Here is a 25308-nt window from a genome sequence, read left to right as displayed (position 1 = left end):
ATGAGCGCACCATCCGGCGGTCCCGCCCTCCTTGACCTCCTCCACGCCGCCGTCACCGCGGTCGGCGGCACCGAGCGGCCCGGCCAGGTCGCCATGGCCGAAGCGGTGGCGGAGGCCATCGACGAGGGCACCCACCTGCTGATCCAGGCGGGCACCGGCACCGGCAAGTCGCTCGGCTACCTGGTGCCCGCCCTCGCGCAGGGCGAGCGCGTCGTCGTCGCCACCGCCACCCTCGCACTGCAGCGGCAGCTCGTCGAGCGCGACCTGCCGCGCACGGTGGAGGCACTGCACCCGCGGCTGCGCCGCCGTCCGGAGTTCGCCATGCTCAAGGGGCGCTCCAACTACCTGTGCCTGCACCGGCTGCACGAGGGCGTACCCGCCGAGGACGAACCGGGCCTGTTCGACCCGTTCGAGGCCGCCGCCCAGTCCGCCGGGGGCGCGGGCCCCTCCAGCAAGCTGGGCAAGGACCTGCTGCGCCTGCGGGACTGGGCGGACGAGACTCAGACGGGGGACCGTGACGGCCTCACCCCCGGCGTCTCCGACCGCGCCTGGGCCCAGGTGTCGGTCTCCTCCCGTGAGTGCCTGGGCGCCTCCCGCTGCCCCTACGGCGCGGAGTGCTTCGCCGAGGCCGCCCGCGAACGCGCCAAGCTGGCCGACGTGATCGTCACCAACCACGCGCTGCTGGCGATCGACGCCATCGAGGGCGCTCCGGTACTGCCCAGCCACGAGGTGCTGATCGTGGACGAGGCGCACGAACTGGTCTCCCGGGTCACTGGCGTGGCCTCCGGCGAGCTCACCCCGGGCGGCGTCCACCGCGCGGTGAACCGGGTGGCCAAGCTGGTGGACGAGAAGGCGGCCGACCAGCTGCTGACCGCTGCCGAGGGCTTTGAGCGGGTCATGGAGCTGGCCCTGCCCGGCCGCCTGGAGACGGTGCCGGAGGACCTGGGCTACGCGCTGGCCGCCCTGCGTGACGCCGCCCGCGGCTGTCTGTCGGCGCTGGGCAACACCCGCGACCGCTCGGTGCAGGACGAGGACGCGGTGCGCAAACAGGCCGTGGCGGCGCTGGAGAACGTGCACGCGGTGGCGGAACGCGTCACACAGGGCTCGGAGTACGACGTCATCTGGTACGAACGGCACGACCGGTTCGGCGCCTCGCTGCGCGTCGCACCGCTGTCGGTGTCCGGCCTGCTGCGCGAGAAGCTGTTCCACGAGCGTTCGGTGGTGCTGACGTCGGCCACCCTGAAGCTGGGCGGGGACTTCAACGGAGTGGGCGCGTCGCTGGGCCTCGCGCCCGAGGGCTCGCACGAACAGGCCGACGGCGGTGCGGACCTGCCGCGCTGGCGCGGCCTGGATGTCGGCTCGCCGTTCGACTACCGCAAGCAGGGCATCCTCTACGTCGCCCAGCACCTCACCCCGCCCGGTCGCGACGGCAGCCGGGAGGACATGCTCAGCGAGCTGACGGAGCTGATCGAGGCCGCGGGCGGGCGCACGCTCGGGCTGTTCTCCTCGATGCGGGCCGCGCAGGCGGCGGCCGAGGAGCTGCGCGGCCGACTGCGGGCGCCGGTGCTGCTCCAGGGTGAGGAGACGCTCGGCGAGCTGATCCGGCGGTTCGCCGATGACCCGCAAACGTGCCTGTTCGGCACTCTGTCGCTGTGGCAGGGGGTGGACGTGCCGGGGGTGAACTGCCAGCTGGTGGTCATGGACCGCATCCCCTTCCCCCGGCCCGACGACCCGTTGATGAGCGCTCGGCAGAAGGCCGTCGAGGAGGGCGGCGGCAACGGTTTCATGGCGGTGGCCGCCACGCACGCGGCGCTGCTGATGGCCCAGGGCGCCGGCCGTCTGATCCGCGCCACGGGCGACCGGGGCGTCGTCGCGGTACTGGACCCGAGGCTGGCGAAAGCACGCTACGGCACCTTCCTGCGCGCCTCCATGCCGGACTTCTGGTACACCACCCACCCCGAGCAGGTACGCCGTTCGCTGCGCGCCATCGACGAGGCGGCGACGGCGGCGGAGTAGCCCGGCTGAGCCTTCTCCGGCCGCCGCAGCCGCCCGGGCCGCGACAGCAGCCCCGGCTACCCGGGGTGGCGGTACCAGGGCGGCTGCCTCCCGTGGGGTACGGCAGAACCCGCCCCGGCGGCGCCGGGACGGGCAGTCAGGGAGGGGCGGAACGTCAGATGCGGCGCATCACAGCGACGACCTTGCCGAGGATCGTCGCCTCGTCGCCCGGGATGGGCTGGTAGGCGGAGTTGTGCGGCAGCAGCCACACGTGGTTGTCCTCGCGTTTGAAGCGCTTGACGGTGGCCTCGCCGTCGAGCATGGCCGCTACGATGTCGCCGTTCTCGGCTACCGGCTGGCGGCGGACGGTGACCCAGTCCCCGTCGCAGATGGCCGCCTCGACCATCGAGTCACCCACGACCTTGAGCACGAACAGCTCGCCGTCACCCACGAGCTGGCGCGGCAGCGGGAAGACGTCTTCCACCGACTCCTCGGCGAGGATCGGGCCGCCCGCGGCGATCCGGCCGATGAGCGGTACGTAGGAGGCCGCGGGCTTGCCGGCGGTGTCGGCTGGCTGCGTGCTGGGCGCGTCCGAGCCACGCACTTCGTAGGCGCGCGGGCGGTGCGGGTCCCGGCGCAGGAAACCCTTGCGCTCCAGTGCCATGAGCTGATGTGCCACCGAGGAGGTGCTCGACAGGCCCACGGCCTGGCCGATCTCCCGCATCGACGGCGGGTAGCCTCGGCGCTGCACTGAATCCCGGATGACCTCGATGACGCGGCGCTGGCGGTCGGTGAGGCCGCTGCTGTCCGCACGGATACCGGGTGGTCGCCCGGGCAGCGCTCGCCCTGGCTTGGCCATGGCCTGCTCGCCAGCGTCGGCGGGCACCTGGGCCGCGTCCTGGCCGGGATGGGCCACGACGGCGTCCTCGGTGCGCCCGCTGCGGGCGGTGAGCGTCGCGCTGTCTGCGGTGGTGGTCACGTCCTTGGCACCCCTTTCGAACCGTTCTCCCTGTGGCACAACGGTAGTTGCTTTCGAAAGGTTGCGCCAAACACGCGTTCGAGTGAAATGGCTGGGAGTGCCTGACGTGATCACGCTCTGCGGTGTATGGGGCTGAGGCTTCCGGGGGTTCAGGGGGGTGGCACGGGGCCACCCGGGGGCCAAGGTGCTGCGGTACGCTCTCGCGGGCACTGTGCCCCATGAGAGCCGGACCCGGCGACGCGCCACGCGTTGCACGGAGTCGGTGACTGCCTCGCCCGGCGTTACCCGTCCGTCCGGTACCAGCCCCACGCGGGTGTGCCCGCGCGCTGTCCCGAGGCAGGCGCGCGGCTACGCCGTGCCCTCGACCCCTGATCCCTTCGCTACCACATCTAGTGGTTGTATGAGACATGGCCCCAACAGGTTGTGCCCCGGTGCTTTCGCCGCAGCGGGCATCGCCTATGCTGGGTGACCAGTTCCGGGGGAGCTTCCCAGCCCCCGCGGAGCTGTTCTCGCAGGCTGCGCACACCCGGGTGAGGAAGGTGGTTCCGCGATGCACTGCCCCTTCTGCAGGCACCCCGACAGCCGCGTCGTTGACAGCCGGACGACCGACGACGGCGCCGCTATCCGCCGGCGCCGCCAGTGCCAGAGCTGCTCCCGGCGCTTCACGACGCTGGAAACGGCGTCACTGACAGTAATCAAGCGGAGCGGCGTCACCGAACCCTTCAGCCGGGACAAGGTGATCGCTGGCGTGCGCAAGGCGTGCCAGGGCAGACCCGTCGGTGAGGACGCGCTCGCTCAGCTCGGCCAGCGGGTCGAGGAGGCGGTGCGGGCGACCGGCAGCGCCGAGCTGTCCACGCACGACGTCGGCCTGGCCATACTCGGCCCGCTGCGCGAGCTGGACCTCGTGGCCTACCTGCGGTTCGCCTCCGTCTACCGGGCCTTCGACAGCCTTGAGGACTTCGAGGCCGCGATCCGGGAACTGCGGGAGGCCGAGCAGGGCCGCGAGCCGGAGCCACAGCCACGGGGCGCCGCGCCGCCGACCGGGGTGAAGGCCGGGGCGGCAGCGGTCGCGGACGGCTGACCTGCCGAGCGGCACACAGCACAGATGACACCGGGCCGCCCCGCGCGATCCGGCGTCCGACAGACACCGTGCCCCGGGAAGAAACGGGACACATCGGGGCGTTATGCCCGGTACCAGGGAGGCGGAATGACAGAGACGACGAGCGGCCCGGCACGAGGTTCCCGCGCCAAGGCCGGCAAGCCGGACAAGGGGGACAAGGGGGACAAGGCCGCGAAGGCAAGCCGGGGCCTGCGCGTCGAGCGCGTCCACACCACTCCCGGGGTACACCCCTACGACGAGGTGACCTGGGAGCGCCGTGACGTCGTCATGACCAACTGGCGCGACGGTTCGGTCAACTTCGAACAGCGCGGGGTGGAGTTCCCCGACTTCTGGTCGGTCAACGCCGTCAACATCGTCACCAGCAAGTACTTCCGTGGCGCGGTGGGCACGCCGCAGCGGGAGACGAGCCTGAAACAGCTCATCGACCGCGTGGTGAAGACCTACCGCGCGGCCGGCGAGGAGCACGGCTACTTCGCCTCGCCCGCCGACGCCGAGATCTTCGAGCACGAGCTGGCCTACGCCGTCCTGCACCAGATCTTCGCGTTCAACTCCCCGGTGTGGTTCAACGTCGGCACCAAGCAGCCGCAGCAGGTCTCCGCCTGCTTCATCCTCTCCGTCGACGACTCCATGGAGTCCATCCTCGACTGGTACAAGGAAGAGGGGATGATCTTCAAGGGCGGCTCCGGCGCCGGTCTGAACCTGTCCCGCATCCGCTCCTCCAAGGAACTGCTCTCCTCCGGCGGCAACGCCTCCGGGCCTGTCTCCTTCATGCGCGGCGCCGACGCCTCCGCCGGCACCATCAAGTCCGGCGGCGCCACCCGGCGCGCGGCCAAGATGGTCGTGCTCGACGTCGATCACCCCGACATCGAGGCGTTCATCGAGACCAAGGTCAAGGAGGAGGAGAAGATCCGCGCCCTGCGGGACGCGGGCTTCGACATGGACCTGGGTGGCGATGACATCACCTCCGTCCAGTACCAGAACGCCAACAACTCCGTGCGCGTGAACGACGCCTTTATGAAAGCCGTCGAGGACGGTACGACGTTCGGGCTGCGCGGGCGCATGACCGGCGAGGTCATCGAGGAGGTTGACGCGCGCGAGCTGTTCCGCAAGATGGCCGAGGCCGCCCACGTCTGTGCTGACCCGGGCATCCAGTACGACGACACGATCAACCACTGGCACACCTCGCCGGAGTCGGGCCGCATCTCCGCCTCCAACCCGTGCAGCGAGTACATGCACCTGGACAACTCCTCGTGCAATCTCGCCTCGCTCAACCTGATGAAGTTCCTGCGGGACGACGACGAGGGCAACCAGTCCTTCGACGCTGAGCGCTTCGCCAAGGTCGTCGAACTCGTCATCACCGCGATGGACATCTCCATCTGCTTCGCCGACTTCCCCACCGAGAAGATCGGCGAGACGACGCGCGCCTTCCGCCAGCTGGGCATCGGCTACGCCAATCTCGGCGCCCTGCTCATGGCCACCGGCCACGCCTACGACTCCGACGGCGGCCGGGCGCTCGCCGGGGCCATCACCTCCCTGATGACGGGCACCTCCTACCGCCGCTCCGCCGAGCTGGCCGGGATCGTCGGCCCGTACGAGGGCTTCGCCCGCAACTCCGACGCCCATCACCGCGTCATGACCCAGCACGCCGACGCCAACGGCGCGGCCAAGCGCATGGACGACCTGGACACCCCGGTGTGGGCCGCCGCCACCGAGGCGTGGCAGGACGTGCTGCGGCTGGGCAAGAAGCACGGCTTCCGCAACGCCCAGGCCAGCGTGCTCGCGCCCACCGGCACGATCGGCCTGATGATGGACTGCGACACCACCGGCGTCGAACCGGACCTCGCGCTGGTGAAGTTCAAGAAGCTCGTCGGCGGCGGCTCGATGCAGATCGTCAACAACACGGTGCCCAAGGCGCTCAAGCGGCTGGGCTACCTCGACGAGCAGGTCGAGGCGATTGTCGTGCACATCGCCGAGCACGGGAACGTCATCGACGCGCCGGTCCTGAAGCCCGAGCACTACGAGGTCTTCGACTGCGCGATGGGCGAGCGCTCCATCTCCCCGATGGGCCACGTGCGCATGATGGCCGCCGCCCAGCCCTTCCTGTCCGGCGCCATCAGCAAGACGGTCAACATGCCGAGCACCTCCACGGTGGCCGACGTCGAAGAGATCTACCTCCAGGGCTGGAAGCTGGGCACCAAGGCGCTGGCCGTCTACGTCGAGAACAGCAAGGTCGGCCAGCCGCTGTCGGCGAAGACGAAGGGTGCCGAGGGCGCCAAGAACGCCGAGAACGCCAAAAACGCCAAAAACGCCAAAGATACTGCCGGGGAGCCTGCCGAGGCCACGGCGGAGAAGGTGGTCGAGTACCGCCCGGTCCGCCGCCGCCTGCCCAAGGGCCGTCCCGGCATCACGACCTCCTTCACCGTCGGCGGTGCCGAGGGCTACATGACGGCCAACTCCTACCCGGACGACGGGCTGGGCGAGGTCTTCCTGAAGATGTCCAAGCAGGGCTCCACGCTCGCGGGCATGATGGACGCCTTCTCCATCGCCGTCTCCGTCGGCCTGCAGTACGGCGTTCCGCTGGAGACCTACGTCTCGAAGTTCACCAACATGCGCTTTGAGCCAGCCGGTATGACCGACGACCCGGACGTGCGGATGGCCCAGTCGATCGTCGACTACATCTTCCGCCGCCTGGCGCTGGACTTCCTGCCGTTCGAGACGCGCTCCGCCCTCGGCATCCACTCCGCGGCCGAGCGTCAGCGCCACCTGGAAACGGGCTCCTACGAGCCGGACGAGGACCTCGACGTCGAGGGGCTGGCCCAGTCCGCCCCGCGCCACGCCGAACAGCCCCTCCCGGCGTCCGCCACGCCGGAGGCCGAGGCCACCGAGGCCCCCGCCCAGGCGCACAACTCCACGGAGCTGGCCGAGATGCAGCTGGGCCTGAACGCCGACGCCCCGCTGTGCTTCTCCTGCGGTACCAAGATGCGCCGCGCGGGCAGCTGCTACCTGTGCGAGGGCTGCGGCTCCACCAGCGGCTGCAGCTGACGTCACTCGCGGGACCTTCCCGGCTGACGGACCTGCCCAGTCCCGAGGAGAGGGGCACCGGTGTTCTCACCGGTGCCCCTCTCCTGTTCGGTCGCTCCCACCACAGGGAATGCGGCGGGAGCGCCGGGTGGTTGTGAGGTGTGCGCGGCGGGTCCGCGCGGTTCGGCGGGGAGACGGGCGAGGGAGAGCGGTATGTGGAGCGGTGAGAAGGTGGACCTGGAGGCGTACCTGGCGCGCACCGGGTACGCCGGTGGTGAGCCGAAGCCCGACCTGGCGACGCTGCGGGAGCTGCACCGTGCCCACGTCGCCCGGATACCGTTCGAGAACCTGGAGATCACGCTGGGCCGCCCCGTCCCGCTGGACCTGGGCGCGCTGCAGGACAAGCTCGTCCGGCGGCGGCGCGGCGGCTACTGCTACGAGCAGAATTCGCTGTTCGCGGCCATCTTGGAGCGCGTCGGCTTCTCCGTCACCGGGCTCGCGGCCCGGGTCCTGAACGGTGAGCGGGACAAGCTGCGTCCCGCCACCCACATGCTGCTCCTGGTGGAGATCGACGGCCAGCGGTGGATCATTGACGTCGGTTTCGGCGGGGACGGCCCACAGGCGCCGCTGGCTCTGTCGGGCGGCGCCGAGGTGCGGCAGGGTGCGTGGACGTTCTCGCTGATCCGGGAGCCGGACGACGCGTGGGTGCTGCGCACGCTGCGCCCGGACGGCTGGTTCGACCTGTACATGTTCACGGACCACGCCGTCTTCCCGCCCGATTACGAGGTGGCCAACTACTACGTCAGCACGCATCCCAGCTCGCCCTTCACCTCCCGTCCGGTGGTGCAGCGGGCGGAACCGCAGCGGCGCACCGCACTCCTCGGGACGCGCCTTCAGGTGGACCACCCCGACGGGGAACGGGACGTGCGCGACATCGCGGAACATGAGTTCGGTGCAGTGCTGGGACGGATTTTCGGAATTGACCTCAGTAGCGAGGAGGTCGAGGTGCTGCGTCAGCGGTATCGGCCGATCAGCGGGTGAGATGCCCGTACGATGGCGCGGTGCTGGTCAAGTGGATGCGGTGCACCGTCGTCGATCGCCGCGGGTTCGAGCGTGGACAGCGGAAGTGGGCGGGCCTGCTCGGCGAGCCCGGCTTCCGGGGGCAGGGAGGCGGCTGGAGCCGGTCGCGCGAGGCGGTGGCCCACCTCTTCGGCTTCTGGGAGAGCCGTGCCTTTTACGACTCTTTCATGGCCCGGTCGCACGACCGCCTGCACGCCGCGCAGATCGGCACCTACCGTGACATGCGCACGCTCCTGTTCGAGTACCGCTTCGACGTCAAGACCGGTTTCCGGCCGGAATTCACCGACGCCGACCTCCTCCGCGTCGCCCACTGCCACGTGCGTGCCGACCGCGTGGACCACTACGTGCTGATGCAGGAGAAGGTGTGGAACCCGGCGATGGCCGGGTCACCCGGCATGCTGCGCGGAGTGTTCGCGCAGGCGGCCTCCGAGGACGAGTTCCTGGTGCTCTCCATGTGGGACTCGGCCGCCGAACACGGCAAGTACCGCTCCGAGCGCATCGAGCGCCTGTCTCTGCGCGCCCAGACGGGCGCCGACATCACCGCCGTCGCCGGCGACGTCATCGACCTCCAGCCGAGCTGGACGGTATGACGCGGGTGCCGTCGGCGCGGGAACTGCTGGAGCGGGTGCCGCCGGAGCGGTCGCGCCGGTGCGCACGGCCCAGCCGGAACCGCCTACGCTGGCCTCATGGCACGTCCCCGGCGCATCGTTCTCCTGCGGCACGGCGAGTCCGAGGGAAACGCCGACGACTCGGTCTACGCACGCGTGCCCGACCACGCCCTGCGGCTGACCGCCACCGGGCGGCAGCAGGCCGCCAGAGCCGGTGAGGAACTGCGCGCGCTCTTTGGTGACGAACGCGTGTCCGCCTATGTCTCGCCCTACCGGCGCACCCACGAGACGTTCCACGAACTGCGTCTGGACCCCACGCGCGTCCGGGTCCGCGAGGAACCCCGGCTGCGCGAGCAGGACTGGGGCAACTGGCAGGACTGGGCCGACGTGCGTCGGCAGAAGGCGGCCCGCGACGCTTACGGCCACTTCTTCTACCGCTTCTCCCAGGGCGAGTCCGGCGCTGACGTTTACGACCGGGTAGGCGCCTTTCTGGAAAGCCTGTGGCGCAGTTTCCAGGCCGACGACCACCCGCCCAACGTCCTGCTCGTGACGCACGGGCTGACGATGCGGCTCTTTTGCATGCGCTGGATGCACTGGAGCGTGGCGGAGTTCGAGTCGCTGTCCAACCCCGGCAACGGCGAGACCCGCGCGCTGCTCCTCGGTCCGGACGGCCGCTACCACCTGGACCGTCCCTTCGAGCGCTGGTGCCTGCCGGAGCCATACGGGGCGCTCTGAGTCTGGCGTGCCGCTGGCCGGACCCCGCCGGGGCGTCCCCGAATCCGGCGCCCTCGCCACGACTGCCGACACCCTCCGCCGCACCGTCTCCCGGGCGAGCCTGCGCGGGCTGTCCGTCGCAAGCGTCCTGGGCTCGCGGCTTCCCGTCCGTACCCCACCCCCTCCCCGGACGCCGGGAGCTGCGCCCGGGCCTGGCCAGCGGACCGGCTCGGCACCCCTGTCCGTGTGGGCTCCGGGGGCCGAGTAGGCTGAGATCGTGCCGTACGAACCACCCACTCACCGCGTCGAACGCTCCCTGCGGGCGACGACCTCGGCCCGGCTGATCGCCGGTGTGGACGAGGTGGGGCGCGGGGCGTGGGCGGGCCCGGTGACGGTCTGCGCGGCGATCACCGGCCTGCGCCGTCCGCCCGAGGGCCTGACCGACTCCAAGTTGCTCAGCCGCCCCCGGCGAACCGAGCTTGCCGGGGTGTTGACCGGCTGGGTCACCGCGCATGGCCTGGGCCATGCCTGGCCGGAGGAGATCGACGCGCTGGGCATGACGGCCGCGCTGCGGCTGGCCGCCGTCCGGGCCCTGGAGGCGCTGCCGGAGCGTCCGGACGCCGTGATCCTGGACGGCGCCCACGACTACCTCGGTGCGCCGTGGCAGGTGCGGACCGTCATCAAGGGCGACCGCTCCTGCGTTCCGGTGGCGGCGGCCTCGGTCATCGCCAAAGTCCAGCGCGATGAGCTGATGGGCCAACTTGGCCAGGACCACGCCCAGTTCGACTTCGCCGGGAACGCCGGTTACCCGGCGCCCGCCCACCGCGCGGCACTGCGCGATCTCGGGCCCACGTCGCACCATCGCCTGACCTGGGCGTACCTGGACGCCCTGCCGCGCTGGCGGCACCTGAAGAAGCCGCATCCCCTCGCCTCCCTTCCCGGGCCCGCCACCGGCGAACCCGCCCTGGAACAGGCTGAACTGTTCTGACCCGCCGCCGACTTCCCGGCGGTGCACCCGCCGCGTCGCCGCCCGACCGCGTTTGATAGACATCAACCATGCCGCACAGCTCCGAGGAGCCCCAGATCCGCACCAGCGTTCCCGGCCCCCGCACTCCCGCGGGCGCCGCTCTGCCTTCCCCGCCGCCTCGTCCCACCGCCCTGGACCGTCCTGGTCCGCGTCCCGCGCCGCCGCGCGGTGACCGCAGCCGTCCGCGTCCCGGCCGACCGGCCACCGCCCGCGCCGTCGCGCCCACGGCCGTCGCCACCGCTACCGCGCCGGCTCCGCCGTCGGCGGCGGAGATCCAGCTGGTGGCCGCCACGCCGGAAACCGCTGTGGCTATCGCAGACGAGACCGTCGACCGTCTGCTGGACGAGGGCCGTGCGCCGGGAGACGTCCTGGTCCTGACGACCGGCGACGCGCACCCGTGGGCGCAGCACGAACTGTCCTTCGGCGACGACGCGTACTGGAACCAGCAGGCGTCCGGCGATGACGTCTTCTGCGCCCACGCCTCCGCTGTCGCCCGCCTCACCGCGCGGCCCGTGGTGGTGCTCGCGGTCAACGGGGGCAGCGATGCCCGGATCGCGGAGGCCCTGCCCGCCGCGCTGGCCCGAGCCGCCTCCCGCCTCGTCGTCTGTGGCGACACCCAGCGCCTGAGCAGCCTGCTCTGACCGCAGACCCCGGCTAGGCCGCCTGGCCGGGGTCCGCGAGAGGTACCGCGGCTGGGCGCCGTCCCCCGCGCTCTTCCCCGAACACGCGCCAGCCGTGGGGGGTGAGGGTGATGTACGGGCCGCAGCGCAGCCCGTGCAGAGTGCAGGCGTCCCGCAGCCCCCACATCCAGGCGCCGTCTTCCTCGTTCCAGCTGTCCTCTCCCTCGCGGCAGTACAGCAGCACCGCGGTGCGTATCGGGCGGCGCAGCCGCAGGTCGTGGGGCAGGACGCGACGCAGCTGGGCCAGCAGCGCGTTGCGGTATTGCCAGCCGTCCGAGGTGAGGCGGCCGGGCCGGAAGGATGCGCTGGCTACCAGCCGTTCCTCAGGACCGAGCACCGCCACCACGGCGGTCAGCGGAGCCGGGCGGTGTCGTTCATACAAGCCGACGATTACCTCCCGTGGGTTACGCAGAAGCGGTATCCCGGCCGCCGCCCACTCGGCGGGCTCCATGGTGCGGGCCAGCCGTGAGGCAGTGCCGGTGGCAGGGACGGAGACGGCGACGGTCATGAGTTCTCCCCTTTCGCTGCCCCAGGGAGGCGCTGGTGGTGTCGGGCAGGGGCGCACGCCACGACCGGCCCAGCAGACGGTGCGGTCCGAGTTGGGATAAGGCCATTGTCGCTGGCCAACTCGGCTGCGGCAACGGTCCATTCCGCCGGGCGGCCTCGGTCGATGGGCCAGTCCACCCAGCCACGCCACCGACTGACCGGTCCGTGCCCTGAGGCGGGTCTCAGGCCTGGACCGCCAGGACGAAGGGCATCACCTCCTGGGCTCCGACTCGCCGCAACAACCGTGCCGCGACAGCCAGCGTCCACCCGGTGTCGGTGTAGTCGTCGACGAGCAGCACCGGCCCCGCGGCGGTGGCCACGTGGCTGGCGAGCGCCTCCGGTACGCGCAGCGCCTCGTGCAGGGCCCGTACCCGACGCGCGCTGTTGGCATGCTCAGTGGCGAGCTCGACACCGCCCGCGTCCGTCTCAATCGTCCCCAGCAGCGGTATCCGCCCGATAGATGCGATGCGTTCACCCAGCGAACGGACCAGCGTCGGCCGTGCCCGTGAGCTGAGTGTCACGACCCCCACGGGCCGTTGCCGGGCCTCCGCTTCCTGCGAGGACCAGCCTCCCGGCCCCTTGGCCCAGTCGGACAGCACCTCCACCACGGCGCCCACCACATCCTCCGGCACTGGTCCGTCCGGCGCCTGCGGGCCGACCAGAGGACGCAGGCGGTTACCCCAGCCCATGTCCGTGAGCCGTCCGATCGCCCGGCCCGGTGCTGCCTGCTGAGCTGTGGGAATGCGGCCGCGCAGGTCGATGCCGATGGCGGAGAGCCCGGTGGGCCACATCCGCCGGGGCTCGACCTCCACCCCGGCACGGGCCAGCTCACCGGTGGCGGCCTTGAGCGCGTCGGCGGGTATGTCGCTGGTGAAGCGCTGCCCCGCGCAGTTGTCGCAGCGGCCGCACGGCGCCGCCTCAGGATCGTCCAGCTGCTGGCGCAGGAACTCAAGGCGGCACCGGGAGGTTGTCACGTACTCGCGCATGGCCTGCTGTTCGGCCGCCCGCTGGTGGGCCACCCAGGCGTAGCGCTCAGCGTCGTAGTGCCAGGGCTGACCGGTGGCCGTCCACCCGCCGCGCACCCGGCGCACCGCGCCGTCCACGTCCAGCACTTTCAGCATCATCTCCAGCCGGGAGCGGCGCAGTTCCACGCGTGGCTCCAGGGCGGGGACCGATACCGGCCCCGTGGCCTCCGACAGCACGGCCAGGGTGCGCCGCACGTGTTCTTCGGGCGGGAAACCGAGGGAAGCGAAGTACTGCCAGATGGCCTCGTCCTCGCGCCCCGGCAGCAACAGCACCTCGGCGTGGGCGACGCCGCGCCCGGCCCGCCCCACCTGCTGGTAGTAGGCGATGGGAGAGGACGGCGAACCGAGATGTGCCACGAAGCCCAGGTCCGGCTTGTCGAACCCCATCCCGAGTGCCGACGTGGCTACCAGGGCCTTCACCCGGTTGGCGAGCAGCGCCTCTTCGGCGGCCTGGCGATCGGCGTTCTCGGTGCGGCCGGTGTAGGAGGCCACCTGGTGTCCTCGCTGCCGGAGGTAGGCGGCCACCTCTTCCGCCGCTGCCACCGTGAGCGTGTAGATGATCCCGGACCCCGGCAGTTCCGGAAGGTTGGCGTCTAGCCAGGCCATCCGGTGGGTGGCGTCTGGCAATTCCAGCACGGACAGGCTCAGCGAGGCCCGGTCCAGTGGGCCGCGCAGGACGAGGGCCTCCGTGGCCTCGTCGCCGGGCCCAGTGCCCAGCTGCTCGGCCACGTCCGCGGTCACGCGCGCGTTGGCTGTGGCCGTCGTGGCGAGGACCGGAACGCCGGGACGCAGAGTGGTCAGCATGCTGCGCAGCCGGCGGTAGTCGGGCCGGAAGTCGTGGCCCCACTCGGAGATGCAGTGTGCTTCGTCCACCACAAGCAGACCGGTCGAGGCCGCGAGAGCCGGGAGCACGTGGTCCCGGAAGTCGGGGTTGTTGAGGCGCTCGGGGGAGACGAGCAGCACGTCCACCTCGCCGTCGGCCACCGCGCGGCGTACGGCCTCCCACTCCTCGACGTTGGCCGAGTTGATCGTGCGCGCGACGATTCCGGCACGCGCGGCCGCCTCGATCTGGTTGCGCATGAGCGCCAGCAGCGGGGAGACAATGACCGTCGGACCGTTGCCCCGCTCGCGCAGCAGCGCCGTGGCCACGAAGTACACCGCCGACTTCCCCCACCCGGTGCGCTGGACGACCAGCACGCGGCGGCGTTCAGCCACCAGGGCCTGCACGGCCCGCCACTGGTCCTCCCGCAACCGGGCCTCACCGGTGGTATCCCCGACCAGCCGGGCGAGGATGGCGTCGGCGGCGGTACGCAACTGGTTCGCAGTCATGGCGTCCATGCAACCCGACGGGACGGACAGCGGCGAATCGCAGGTGTGGACAACCTGGCTACCATCCGATCAGTACGACCATAGGTCATGCGTTGTGGACGGGTGAACACGTCGGTTTGCCATCGTCGGAGCCATGACGCACAACGACCGGCCCCTCGGCCACCTGAGCCCCCTCCACCCCTCCACCGAGCCGCACGTCACGCTCCGCGGCCCTGGTGAACTCGCCGACGCTCTTCCGTACCTGCTCGGCTACCACCCGGACGACTCCATCGTGCTCGTCGCGGTACACGGTGAGTCCGGCCGCTTCGGCGGGCGCATCCGCGTGGGTATCCCCTCCGTGCGCCAGGAGTGGTCCGACACGGCACAGCAGGTTGCCGAGTGCCTGCGGGCCAACAGCACCGCACGCGGGGATCACCCGGACGGGGCGGTGCTCTACCTCTGCCGGGAGCCGGACGAGGGGGAGCCACCGCAGGACGCCAGCGAACGGCTGCGGCCGCTCGCCCGGGAGCTGCGCACCGCCTGCGAAAAGCTGGGCATGCCCGTGCATGAAGCCCTGTGTATCTCCGGCGGGCGATACTTCTCCTACTGCTGCTCCCAGCCAGCCTGCTGTCCGCCCACGGGCTCGGCCCTGGCGCCGCCGGGCGCGTCGCCCATGGCGGCGGCCGCCGCCTACGCCGGTATCCGGGTACAGGGCTCGCTCAAGGACCTGACGGCACGGCTCACCCCGCTCGGCCCGCCCCGGGCCGGCCCACAGGAGCAGGCGCTGGACGCCGCCGGTTCCGCGTTGTTGCCCCGCATGCTCGGCGAGTACACCAGGGACGGAGTGCGCTCGGAGGTACTGGGCGTCACCGAGCGCCTGCTCGCGCGGTTTCGCACGGCGCCGCCAGGTGCGGGGCCGGGCACGGCCGAGGCCGACGCCCGGGATGACGCGGCCCTGGCCGACGAGGAGGCCGCGACGCTCATTGTGGGACTGCAGGACCGTGTCACCCGGGACCGGGCCGCCGAGTGGATGGAGGGAGCGGATGCCGAACCGGCGTTGCGCCTGTGGCGGGCGGTCAGTCGTCGTTGCGTGGGCGCGTATGTGGAATACGCGGCCGCGCCCCTCACGCTCGCTGGGTGGGTTGCCTGGTCCAGCGGAGACGCTACGGGGGCGCGGGTAGCACTCGGCCAGGCCCTGCAGACCGACCCGGGCTGCGTCTTCGCCCGGCTGCTGCACTCGGCGTGCAACAGCGGTCTCGACCCGGAGCCGTTGCGGTCGTGTCTGCGGGGGCAGCGTGCGGCGAACGGAGCAGCGCACCGGGGGTGGGAGTGAGCCAAGCGCACCAGCGCGGGGCGCGGTGGAGGATGCCCCTGTTTATCGTCAGGGAGACGACTATGATCATGGCATGCCCTACGACCCGTCGGCCTACCCGCCCTTCGCCGTCACCGTCGATCTGGTCGTGCTCACCGTGCGCCAGCACGCTCTGTGTGCCCTGTCCGTGCGTCGCGGTGAGCCGCCCTTCCAGGGCCAGTGGGCGCTCCCCGGAGGCTTCGTCCTGCCGGATGAAGACCTCAGTACGGCGGCCGCCCGTGAATTGGCCGAGGAGACGGGGCTCCAGGTGCAGGAGCCGGACGGGCACAGCGCACATCTGGAACAGCTGGCCACCTACGGCGATCCGCACCGTGACCCCCGTATGCGGGTGGTCAGCGTGGCTCATCTGGTCCTGGCTCCTGACCTTCCGGCTCCCGTCTCCGGTGGTGACGCGAAGACGGCCCGGTGGGCACCGGTGGAACGGCTGTTGGTCTCTGCGGGGGCCGAGCGGGAAGACGCCTCCTCCTCGCCGCTGGCCTTTGACCACGCCCGCATCCTCGGTGACGGCGTGGAGCGGGCGCGCTCGAAGATTGAGTACTCCTCGCTCGCCACCGCCTTCTGCCCCGCTGAGTTCACCGTCGGCGAGCTGCGCCGGGTGTACGAGGCGGTGTGGGGCGTGGCGCTGGACCCGCGTAACTTTCACCGGAAGGTCACCGGGACCCCGGGCTTCCTGGTGCCGACCGGCGGGACGACGACGCGTCAAGGAGGGCGACCGGCCCAGCTGTTCCGTGCTGGCGGGGCGACACTCCTGAACCCGCCCATGCTGCGACCCGAGGTGTGAACGAGGAGCGATACATCGGTCCTCGGAAAAGCGACACATTACGCCTGGGCCGCGCGCCGCCCGTAAAGTCCGAAATGTCGCGTTACCATGCTTGGCGTCCCTCATGCGCTCAGCGGGAGAAGCGATGATTCAGGCGATTGGGCTCACCAGCGACCCCCGCCGCGGCCGGTTGCCCGCCGTCGACGACCTCACCTTCGAGGCACGGCCCGGACGCATCACCACGCTCCTCGGGCCCGCCGGGGCGGGCAAGAGTACGGCCCTGCGGTTGATGCTCCAGCTACAGAGCGGCCGGGGTGTGGCGCTGTTCCGCGGACGGCCGCTGCGCCAGATGCCGCTTCCGGTCCGTGAGGTGGGCGTGCTCCTCGGAGATGTGCCCGGCCACCCGGGCCGCACGGCGCGGGGGCACCTGCGCATGCTGGCGGCCGCTGCGGGAGTGCCGACGTCACGTGCGGACGAGCTGCTGGACGTGGTGGGGCTGAGCGGCCTCGCCGAACAGCGCCTCGGCGCCTTCTCGCTCGGCATGGACCGACGGCTGGGTCTGGCGGCGGCACTCCTGGGCGACCCGCACACACTCGTCCTGGACGACCCTGGGCACGGGCTGACGCCCAGGGAAGCCGCCTGGCTGTACAACCTGCTGCGGGGGTACGCCCAGCAGGGCGGGCTGGTCCTGGCCACTACGCGGGACCCGAAGGAGGCGGCACGCCTGGCCGACCGGGTGGTCACGCTCGAAGACGGCAGGCTCCGGGCCGACCAGGAGGTGACGGCCTTCGCGCGCACCCGGCTGCGGCCGCGGGTCGCGGTCACCACGCCGCACGCCAGGCGGCTCGCCGCGGTACTTACCCAGGAGGCTCGCAGTGCGGCGCGCGCGGAGCTCTTCGCGGTGGCGCGGCAGACGTCCGCCGTGGACTCCCGGCGGTCGAACAGCGCAGGCGGACCGGACGGCGAAGCCACCGCCGTGGAGGTGGTGCAGGAGAACGGCGGCCGGGTCTGCGTCTACAACAGCACCTGCGCGATGGTGGGGGAGACGGCTTACCGGCACGGCATCCTCGTGCACCGGCTCGCCGACGAGGTAGGGGACTGCGCAGACCCCCCGGTGCCGCTCGACCGCGCCGACGGCCACACTCCCCCGGCTCCCCGTACGCCAAAGGACGCCGTTTCGCAAACGGGCCAGGTGACCGCCACAGAAACGGGGGCCACCCCGGTGCGTCCGGCGGGGAACTGGCCACGGCTGCCCGCGGTGCCTCCAGCGGGCCCGTGCCGCCCGCTGCGGTACGAATGGCACCGGATGGTGGGTGTGCGCAGCGGCTGGCTCATCGCCGCCGTCGCGCTTGCCGGTGGTCTAGTGGCGGCGCTCGTGCTCGGCTACGGAGGCGGCGAACCCGCGAGAGTCCGCGCGCTCACCGGCTGGCCCGAGCAGTTGCCCCTGCCGCCGCTGGCGGCAGCCGCCGGGCTCCTCGGCGCCCTCGCGTTCGGCCAGGAGTTTCGCTACCCCGCCCTCGCCCCGGCCCAGGTGCCGGTGCCGCGCCGTCTCGGGCTGCTGCTCGCCAAGCTCACCGTCACCACGTGCGCCACCGTGCTGCTGACGGTGACGACGGCCGCGCTCAACGGTGCGGTCCTGACCGTCTTCTACGGCTCCGGCTTCCTGGGCCTGCCGCCCCACTGGGGGCTGGGGCTTGCCGCGACGGGCGCGCTCGCCGTGGGCTGTGCCTGGGCGGGCGTGCTGGCCGCAGCCGTGTTCCGCTCCACGCTCCTGGGTACGGCGGCGGTCCTCGCTGTGCCGCTGGGTGTGGCACCGGCCGTGCGGGCGGTGCTGGCGCGCTCCGGCGAGGGTGCGGTGGGCGCCCTCGCACAGCGGCTCGAACCGTACTTCCTGGTGCGCTGGCCCGGCGGCGCGGAGGAGTGGGCTCCGACCGCCGCGCGGATGGTCTCCCAGCCCGTCAGCGGTGCACTCGCTGTCTCGCTGGCCGTGCTGTTCTGCGCCTGCGCCTGCACGCGGCTGCGCAGTCGGGCGCGCTGGACGGGCCTGGCGGGGGCCGCTGACCAGCGTCAATCGCACACTGTCCGGTGATCACCCTTTCGTGTGCTTTTCACCAAAGCCCTCAAGGCCGACCGGAAGGCCGCCGACAAAGGATGCGTGACTACCCTTGCGCACTCCACGATGACCGCCGCCCGCACCGCCGACTCCGGCCCCGGTGAGCTGGACCGTTACTCCTACGCGGAGTCCACCGGCGTTCCGCGGGCCACCACCAGCGTCCCGGCCTGGGGCGGCGGAGACTCCGACATGGGCCGGGCTGGCCGCCGCACGCCCGGCAACCGTGGCCGTGGCCTGCACGGCCAACTGGTGCAGCAGCTGGGCCAGATGATCGTCTCCGGCGACCTGGGCGCCGACCGGCCCCTAGTGCCCGAGGAGATCGGCCAGCGGTTCGAGGTCTCCCGCACGGTGGTCCGCGAGTCGCTGCGCGTGCTGGAGGCCAAGGGCCTCGTCAGCGCGCGGCCGAACGTCGGCACCCGAGTGCGGCCGGTGACCGACTGGAACCTGCTCGACCCCGACATCATCGAGTGGCGGGCCTTCGGCCCCCAGCGCGACGACCAGCGCCGCGAACTGCGCGAGCTGCGGGCCGCCATCGAGCCGCTGGCCGCCCGGCTGGCCGTCGGACACGGCCGGGACGAGCTCCAGCAGCGGCTCGCCGACATGGTCGAGATCATGGGCCGGGCGCTCCCGCAGGGTGACGGCCTGACCTTTTCCCGGGCCGACGCCGAGTTCCACTCCCTGCTCCTGCAGGCCGCGAGTAACCGCATGCTGGAACACCTGTCGGGCATCGTCTGCGCGGCACTGCATGTCTCCGGCGGTGCGGCGACCGGGTGTGAGCGCCCGACCGAGGCCGCTGTCAGCCAGCACCGACGCATTGTCGACGCCCTTGACGCCGGGGAGCCCGCTGCCGCCGAAGCGGCGATGCGCCAGCTGCTCGCCGTGCACGCTGAGCCCACCGCCGGAGCGCCCTCCGCCGACGGTCACGTGGTGCCGGCTCCGCGCGAGCACTGAACCCCTCGCGGTCTCGTCATGCCCCTGGCGACACCGCCGCGGTCCGTTGTCGTCCTCCGCCTCACGTGCTGGCGCCAGGCTCCTGGGCAGGGTCCGGCGCCAGCACGTGAGGCCAGCCGACGTCCTCCGCCCGCACGGCCTTGGTGGCCTATCGCCCCATATGCCCTGTGACTCGGGACACGCGGGAAGTCCGTAACGCTTTTCCCCCAGAGCGCGATGGTTCTAGAGGTGGCAGCCGCAGAGGGAATACGGCCTCCCGTAACGCCGTTGTATTCCTCCCTGCACCGTTACCCCGGGCAGCCGGTTCATCTTCACCGGAGCTCGTCGGTCCCGTCCGGCTACGGACGGGGTCGAAGTCGTTTCCATCGTTTCGAGAGGTTGTTCGTGTCGGCCAGCACATCCCGTACGCTCCCCGCGGAGATCGCCGAGTCCGAGTCTGTGATGGCGCTCATCGAGCGGGGAAAGACTGAGGGGCAGATCGCCGGCGACGATGTGCGTCGGGCCTTCGAGGCTGACCAGATTCCGCCGACCCAGTGGAAGAACGTCTTGCGCAGCCTCAACCAGATCCTCGACGAGGAGGGTGTGACGCTGATGGTGAGTGCCGCCGAGGCGCCCAAGCGCACCCGCAAGAGCGTCGCGGCAAAGACACCGGCCCGGCGTACCGCGAAACCCGCCGCCAAGACCGCCGCGAAGCAGGCGGCCCCCGCCCCGGCGGCCGAGGAGCCCACCGTCGAGCCTCAGGCCGCGCCGGAGCCGGACGCGGTCGCCGCTCCGGGTGAGCCCAAGCCGGTGAAGAAGGCCGCCGCGAAGAAGACGGCGGCGAAGAAGACGACGGCGAAGAAGGCCGCCGCCAAGAAGACAGCCGCGAAGAAGACGACCGCCAAGAAGTCCGTGGTGGACGAGCTGCTGGAGGGCGGCGAGGAGACCCAGGAGGAGTCAGCGCCCAAGCCCGGCAAGAGCGGCTCCGAGGAGACCGAGCCCAAGCCCGAGGGCGAGGGCGGTGAGGGCTTCGTGCTCTCCGACGACGACGAGGACGACGCGCCCGCCCAGCAGGTGGCCGCGGCTGGCGCGACGGCCGACCCGGTCAAGGACTACCTCAAGCAGATCGGCAAGGTCCCGCTGCTCAACGCCGAGCAGGAGGTTGAGCTCGCCAAGCGCATCGAGGCCGGGCTGTTCGCCGAGGACAAGCTGGCGAACGCCGACAAGCTGGCCCCCAAGCTCAAGCGCGAGCTGGAGATCATCGCCGAGGACGGGCGCCGGGCCAAGAATCACCTGCTGGAGGCCAACCTCCGCCTGGTGGTCTCGCTGGCCAAGCGCTACACCGGCCGTGGCATGCTCTTCCTGGACCTGATCCAGGAAGGCAACCTGGGCCTGATCCGCGCGGTCGAGAAGTTCGACTACACCAAGGGCTACAAGTTCTCCACCTACGCCACCTGGTGGATTCGGCAGGCGATCACTCGCGCTATGGCTGACCAGGCGCGCACCATCCGCATCCCGGTGCACATGGTGGAGGTCATCAACAAACTGGCCCGCGTCCAGCGCCAGATGCTCCAGGACCTGGGCCGTGAGCCCACCCCGGAGGAACTGGCCAAGGAGCTGGACATGACGCCGGAGAAAGTCGTCGAGGTCCAGAAGTACGGCCGCGAGCCGATCTCCCTCCACACCCCGCTGGGTGAGGACGGCGACAGCGAGTTCGGTGATCTCATCGAGGACTCCGAGGCCGTCGTCCCGGCCGACGCCGTCAGCTTCACGCTGCTCCAGGAGCAGCTGCACTCCGTGCTCGACACTCTCAGCGAGCGTGAGGCGGGCGTGGTCTCCATGCGCTTCGGTCTGACCGACGGACAGCCCAAGACGCTGGACGAGATCGGCAAGGTCTACGGCGTCACGCGCGAACGCATCCGCCAGATCGAGTCGAAGACGATGTCCAAGCTGCGCCACCCCTCCCGCAGCCAGGTACTGCGGGACTACCTGGACTAACGCCGGACCGTTCCACCGTGGGCCGCACCTTGACGCAGGGGGCGGCCCACGGTGCGCTCTGGGTGCTGGGACCTGGGCTGGGCTGCGCGTGTCCGGGCTCAGCCGCCGGGCCGCCCCCGCCGGAGAGGACGCGGGAGGGCGCGGTGAAGGGGTGACATGCGCGCGTGGTGAAGGCTCTGTGAGCGTTTGAGTGCGTAGAGTCAGGAAGCCATATGAGAACTCTTTCGCGCCTGGTGCTCGGCGCCCTCAGCCTGGCCCTGCCCGCCACCCTCGCCGCCGCTACGCTGCCCGGCTCCGCGTCCGCTGCGCCGCCGGTGACGCAGCGGGTCATCGGCGGGAGCCCCGCCAGCACCGGAAACCATCCCTGGGCGGTTGCCCTGGCCAGCCGGGACCTGTTCGGCTCCGGCCGTTCCGGCCAGTTCTGCGGTGGTGTCCTCGTCAGCCCGCGGGCCGTGGTCACCGCGGCCCACTGCCTCGGCGTGGAGGTGCTGGGCAGGCACCACTCCCACGTGGACGACCTGCGGGTGATCAGTGGACGCGATGACTTGCGGACGCGCACGGGGCGCGAGGTGGACGTGGCCGAGGTGTGGGTCAACCCGGGGTACAACAGCCGGACGAACGCCGGCGATCTCGCCGTCCTCACCCTGGCCCGTCCGCTCCCTCGGGCTGCGGCGCTGCCCCTGGCCAGGGCCGGTGACGCCGCTTACGAGGCCGGCACTCCGGCACGTGTCTACGGCTGGGGCGACACGCAGGGAAACGGCAGCTATGCCACCAGTCTGCGCGCGGCCCGGGTTCAGGTGCTGGATGACCGCCGCTGCGCGTCGGCCTATCCCGGCGGTGTGGCGGGCACCTATCAGGCCGACACCATGGTGTGTGCCGGGCTGCCGGAGGGCGGTCAGGACGCGTGCCAGGGGGACAGCGGCGGCCCCCTGGTCGCCGGGGGACGGCTGATTGGTCTGGTCTCGTGGGGGATCGGCTGCGGCGAGAAGGGGCTGCCCGGTGTCTATACGCGGGTCGGCAAGCATCGGGCGATGATCGAGAAGCGAATGTGACCAGAATCACTTGGTGACGGCGAAGGGTGGCCACCCGGATCGGGTGGCCACCCTTCGCCGACCCTAGGGTCGGAACGCTCGTCTGGGACGGTGGCTACGTTCGGCGGGCGAACTCAGCGCTCGTCTTCGGACGCACTCGCGGGAGTGGCGGTGAGCCGCTCCGTCTCGTCCTGTATCTCAGTGGCGATCTTCTTCAGTTCCGGCTCGAACTTCCGGCCGTGATGCGCGCAGAACAGCAGCTCGCCACCGCTCTCCAGTACGACGCGCAGGTAAGCCTGGGCGCCGCAGCGGTCACAGCGGTCCGCCGCCGTCAGCGGGCTCGCGGGTGTCAGAACAGTAGTCACGTCGCCTCATCTCTAGCTCGACGAGCTGTCGTACCAGGGTCAACATCCAACCAGCCCGAGTATGTTCCTGCCCGGTGCGTTTTCCTCGGGGTCTTCCCGTTCCCGAGGGACGGATGTTGCCGGTTGGCGGCGAAAGAGCCGTAAGTGCAGGTTACTAGTTGCGTGTACGTCTCATGCAGTTCGTCCGGTCACAGCTTCAGGTTGGCCGGCCGACCACCCGTTCTTGTATCGGAGGACGTGCCCGGAGCCTAAATGGTTCATGCCTCAAAGGGAACGTGATGTGCACGTCATGCCCGGAAGTTATCGAACGTGCATGCGATGCTCCTCTAGCATAGGTTTACCCGTGGGTGGCGGCTCACCTGGGCTCTCGTCCCTCGGTACTCTCTGTGCGGCAAGTAAGCCACCCCTATGGATTCAGCGAGGAGCGAACCGCGTGACCGCCGAGACGTCTGTGCCGTCGTCCACAGCGCTGCTGACCGGAGCGGACCGGGACGGTTCCAACTACACCGCGCGGCATCTCCTCGTGCTTGAGGGGCTGGAAGCCGTCCGCAAGCGGCCCGGCATGTACATCGGCTCGACCGACAGCCGCGGCCTCATGCACTGCCTGTGGGAGATCATTGACAACGCGGTTGACGAGGCCCTGGGCGGGCACTGTGACCGTATCGACGTCCTCCTGCACGACGACGGCTCGGTGGAGGTGCGGGACAACGGGCGGGGCATCCCCGTCGACGTCGAGCCCAAGACCGGGCTGTCCGGCGTCGAGGTCGTCATGACCAAGCTGCACGCGGGCGGCAAGTTCGGCGGCGGCTCCTACGCGGCCTCCGGAGGTCTGCACGGTGTCGGTGCCTCCGTGGTCAACGCGCTGTCCGCCCGCCTGGACGTCGAGGTGGACCGGAACGCGCGCACCCACTCCGTCAGCTTCCGCCGCGGTGTGCCGGGCATCTTCACCGAGCCCGGTGCTGAGGCGCCCTTCGACCCCTCGCCGGGGCTGCTGAAGGGCAAGAAGATCCCCAAGACCCGCACCGGCACCCGGGTGCGCTACTGGGCGGACCGGCAGATCTTCCTCAAGGACGCCAGGCTCTCCCTGGAGACGCTGCACGCCCGCGCCCGGCAGACGGCGTTCCTCGTCCCCGGGCTGACGATCACCGTGCGTGACGAGCGTGGACTGGACGACACGGGGCCCGTCGCGGAGGTGTTCCGCTACGACGGCGGCATCAGCGAGTTCTGCGAGTACCTGGCCCCCGACCGCGCGCTGAGCGACGTGGTACGCCTGAAGGGGCAGGGCACCTTCAAGGAGACCGTGCCCGTCCTGAACGACCGGGGCCACATGATGCCCAAGGAGGTCACCCGTGAGCTGGCCGTGGACGTGGCCTTGCGCTGGGGCACCGGGTACGACACCACACTGCGCTCCTTCGTCAACATCATCGCCACCCCCAAGGGCGGCACCCACGTCGCCGGGTTCGAACGCTCGGTCACCCGTACGGTGAACGAGGTGCTGCGCGCCAAGAAGCTGCTGCGCGTGGCCGAGGACGACATCGTCAAGGACGATGCCCTGGAGGGCCTGACAGCCGTCGTTACCGTCCGGCTGGCCGAGCCGCAGTTCGAGGGGCAGACCAAGGAGGTGCTCGGCACCTCGGCCGCCTCCCGCATCGTCGGACAGGTGGTCGCACGCGAGCTGAAGGAGTTTTTGACCTCCACCAAGCGGGACGCCCGCCAGCAGGCCACCGCCGTGCTGGAGAAGGCCGTGGCCGCCGCGCGCACCCGCATCGCCGCGCGGCAGCACAAGGAGGCGCAGCGGCGCAAGACGGCGCTGGAGTCCTCCGCGCTGCCCGCCAAGCTCGCCGACTGCCGCAGCGACGTCGTGGACCGCAGCGAGCTGTTCATCGTCGAGGGCGACTCGGCGCTCGGCACCGCCAAGCTGGCCCGCAACTCCGAGTTCCAGGCGCTGCTGCCGATCCGGGGCAAGATCCTCAACGTCCAGAAGTCCTCGGTGTCGGACATGCTGAAGAACGCCGAGTGCGGGGCGATCATCCAGGTCATAGGAGCCGGGTCGGGGCGGACGTTCGACATCGACCAGGCCCGCTACGGCAAGGTGATCTTCCTCGCCGACGCCGATGTAGACGGCGCACACATCCGCTGCCTGCTGCTGACCCTCTTCCAGCGCTACATGCGGCCCATGGTCGAACAGGGCCGCGTCTTCTCCGCGGTGCCCCCGTTGCACCGCGTCGAGCTGGTCAATCCCAAGAAGGGCCAGGACAAGTACCTGTACACCTACTCGGACAGCGAGCTGCGCCAGACGCTGCTGGAGCTGCAGAGCCAGAACGTCCGCTTCAAGGAGTCCATTCAGCGCTACAAGGGGCTGGGCGAGATGGACGCCGACCAGCTCGCCGAAACCACGATGGACCCGCGCCGCCGCACCCTGCGCCGGATCAACATCGGGGATCTGGAGGCGGCTGAGAAGGCGTTCGACCTGCTCATGGGTAACGAGGTCGCGCCCCGCAAGGAGTTCATCACCACCTCCGCCGCCACCCTGGACCGCTCCCGCATCGACGTCTGACGCGCCCGGCGGCCGCGCCGGGTGAGTGCGCGCGGCCCGGAACCGGCGGCGGTTCCCGCTCGGCGTCACCTGAAATGGT

At 70.9% G+C, this 25308-nt stretch carries 19 protein-coding genes; 15 read left to right on the top strand and 4 right to left on the bottom strand.

Annotated elements, in window-relative coordinates; genetic code table 11:
- Entirely contained in the window at window positions 1–2016 is a 2016-nt protein-coding gene (locus JJV70_RS01695) for an ATP-dependent DNA helicase (protein ID WP_219045672.1), read from the top strand.
- Between the two features lie 154 nt (window positions 2017–2170).
- Here the strand turns inward: JJV70_RS01695 and lexA are convergent, their stop codons facing one another.
- Entirely contained in the window at window positions 2171–2974 is an 804-nt protein-coding gene (gene lexA, locus JJV70_RS01690) for a transcriptional repressor LexA (protein ID WP_219045671.1), read from the bottom strand.
- A gap of 550 nt (window positions 2975–3524) precedes the next feature.
- Here lexA and nrdR point away from each other — a divergent pair.
- The 7 genes from nrdR (at window position 3525) to JJV70_RS01655 (ending at window position 11185) form a co-directional block, all read left to right on the top strand.
- Window positions 3525–4055: a transcriptional regulator NrdR gene (nrdR, locus tag JJV70_RS01685; protein ID WP_374227224.1), complete on the top strand. Its 531-nt coding sequence runs from the start codon at window positions 3525–3527 to the stop codon at window positions 4053–4055.
- Window positions 4056–4181: 126 nt separating this feature from the next.
- Window positions 4182–7136: a vitamin B12-dependent ribonucleotide reductase gene (locus JJV70_RS01680; RefSeq protein ID WP_219045670.1), complete on the top strand. Its 2955-nt coding sequence runs from the start codon at window positions 4182–4184 to the stop codon at window positions 7134–7136.
- A gap of 192 nt (window positions 7137–7328) precedes the next feature.
- Window positions 7329–8156: an arylamine N-acetyltransferase gene (locus JJV70_RS01675; protein WP_219045669.1), complete on the top strand. Its 828-nt coding sequence runs from the start codon at window positions 7329–7331 to the stop codon at window positions 8154–8156.
- A 20-nt stretch (window positions 8157–8176) separates the two neighbouring features.
- Complete coding sequence (locus JJV70_RS01670; protein WP_219045668.1) at window positions 8177–8785, top strand: YdbC family protein; 609 nt, start codon at window positions 8177–8179, stop codon at window positions 8783–8785.
- Window positions 8786–8881: 96 nt separating this feature from the next.
- Complete coding sequence (locus tag JJV70_RS01665) at window positions 8882–9538, top strand: histidine phosphatase family protein (protein ID WP_219045667.1); 657 nt, start codon at window positions 8882–8884, stop codon at window positions 9536–9538.
- 256 nt (window positions 9539–9794) lie between these two features.
- Window positions 9795–10505 carry a ribonuclease HII gene (locus JJV70_RS01660; RefSeq protein ID WP_219045666.1) on the top strand — a complete coding sequence of 237 codons (711 nt, stop codon included), beginning with the start codon at window positions 9795–9797 and terminating at the stop codon, window positions 10503–10505.
- A gap of 68 nt (window positions 10506–10573) precedes the next feature.
- Window positions 10574–11185 carry a hypothetical protein gene (locus JJV70_RS01655; protein WP_219045665.1) on the top strand — a complete coding sequence of 204 codons (612 nt, stop codon included), beginning with the start codon at window positions 10574–10576 and terminating at the stop codon, window positions 11183–11185.
- A gap of 13 nt (window positions 11186–11198) precedes the next feature.
- On the opposite strand, the gene JJV70_RS01650 is transcribed toward JJV70_RS01655, so the two are convergent.
- Complete coding sequence (locus JJV70_RS01650) at window positions 11199–11732, bottom strand: hypothetical protein (RefSeq protein ID WP_257573136.1); 534 nt, start codon at window positions 11730–11732, stop codon at window positions 11199–11201.
- Between the two features lie 220 nt (window positions 11733–11952).
- The gene (locus tag JJV70_RS01645) at window positions 11953–14124 is read right to left on the bottom strand and encodes a DEAD/DEAH box helicase (protein WP_219045664.1); all 2172 of its coding nucleotides are present in this window, start codon (window positions 14122–14124) and stop codon (window positions 11953–11955) included.
- Window positions 14125–14257: 133 nt separating this feature from the next.
- On the opposite strand from JJV70_RS01645, the gene JJV70_RS01640 reads away from it, so the two are divergent.
- From JJV70_RS01640 to JJV70_RS01615, 6 genes are all read left to right on the top strand, one after another.
- A complete protein-coding gene (locus JJV70_RS01640; RefSeq protein WP_219045663.1) occupies window positions 14258–15436 on the top strand; it encodes a DUF4192 domain-containing protein in 1179 nt (392 codons plus the stop codon).
- A 73-nt stretch (window positions 15437–15509) separates the two neighbouring features.
- Window positions 15510–16256 carry an NUDIX domain-containing protein gene (locus JJV70_RS01635; RefSeq protein ID WP_219045662.1) on the top strand — a complete coding sequence of 249 codons (747 nt, stop codon included), beginning with the start codon at window positions 15510–15512 and terminating at the stop codon, window positions 16254–16256.
- 124 nt (window positions 16257–16380) lie between these two features.
- Window positions 16381–18324: an ATP-binding cassette domain-containing protein gene (locus JJV70_RS01630; RefSeq protein WP_219045661.1), complete on the top strand. Its 1944-nt coding sequence runs from the start codon at window positions 16381–16383 to the stop codon at window positions 18322–18324.
- 12 nt (window positions 18325–18336) lie between these two features.
- The gene (locus JJV70_RS01625) at window positions 18337–19299 is read left to right on the top strand and encodes a FadR/GntR family transcriptional regulator (protein WP_308294636.1); all 963 of its coding nucleotides are present in this window, start codon (window positions 18337–18339) and stop codon (window positions 19297–19299) included.
- A gap of 384 nt (window positions 19300–19683) precedes the next feature.
- Entirely contained in the window at window positions 19684–21276 is a 1593-nt protein-coding gene (locus JJV70_RS01620; RefSeq protein WP_219045659.1) for an RNA polymerase sigma factor, read from the top strand.
- A 212-nt stretch (window positions 21277–21488) separates the two neighbouring features.
- A complete protein-coding gene (locus tag JJV70_RS01615; protein ID WP_219045658.1) occupies window positions 21489–22328 on the top strand; it encodes a trypsin-like serine protease in 840 nt (279 codons plus the stop codon).
- 113 nt (window positions 22329–22441) lie between these two features.
- Here JJV70_RS01615 and JJV70_RS01610 read toward each other — a convergent pair whose 3' ends face one another.
- On the bottom strand, window positions 22442–22672 hold the full coding sequence (locus JJV70_RS01610) for a hypothetical protein (RefSeq protein ID WP_219045657.1): 231 nt from the start codon (window positions 22670–22672) through the stop codon (window positions 22442–22444).
- Window positions 22673–23105: 433 nt separating this feature from the next.
- On the opposite strand from JJV70_RS01610, the gene JJV70_RS01605 reads away from it, so the two are divergent.
- On the top strand, window positions 23106–25229 hold the full coding sequence (locus JJV70_RS01605; RefSeq protein WP_219045656.1) for a type IIA DNA topoisomerase subunit B: 2124 nt from the start codon (window positions 23106–23108) through the stop codon (window positions 25227–25229).
- The last annotated feature ends 79 nt before the right edge of the window (window positions 25230–25308 follow it).

The sequence above is a fragment of the Streptomyces sp. JJ66 genome, from assembly GCF_019303495.1.
Classification (GTDB): domain Bacteria; phylum Actinomycetota; class Actinomycetes; order Streptomycetales; family Streptomycetaceae; genus Streptomyces.
Note: the sequence above shows the minus strand (reverse complement) of the source record. Positions and strands in the feature narration are given on the sequence as shown.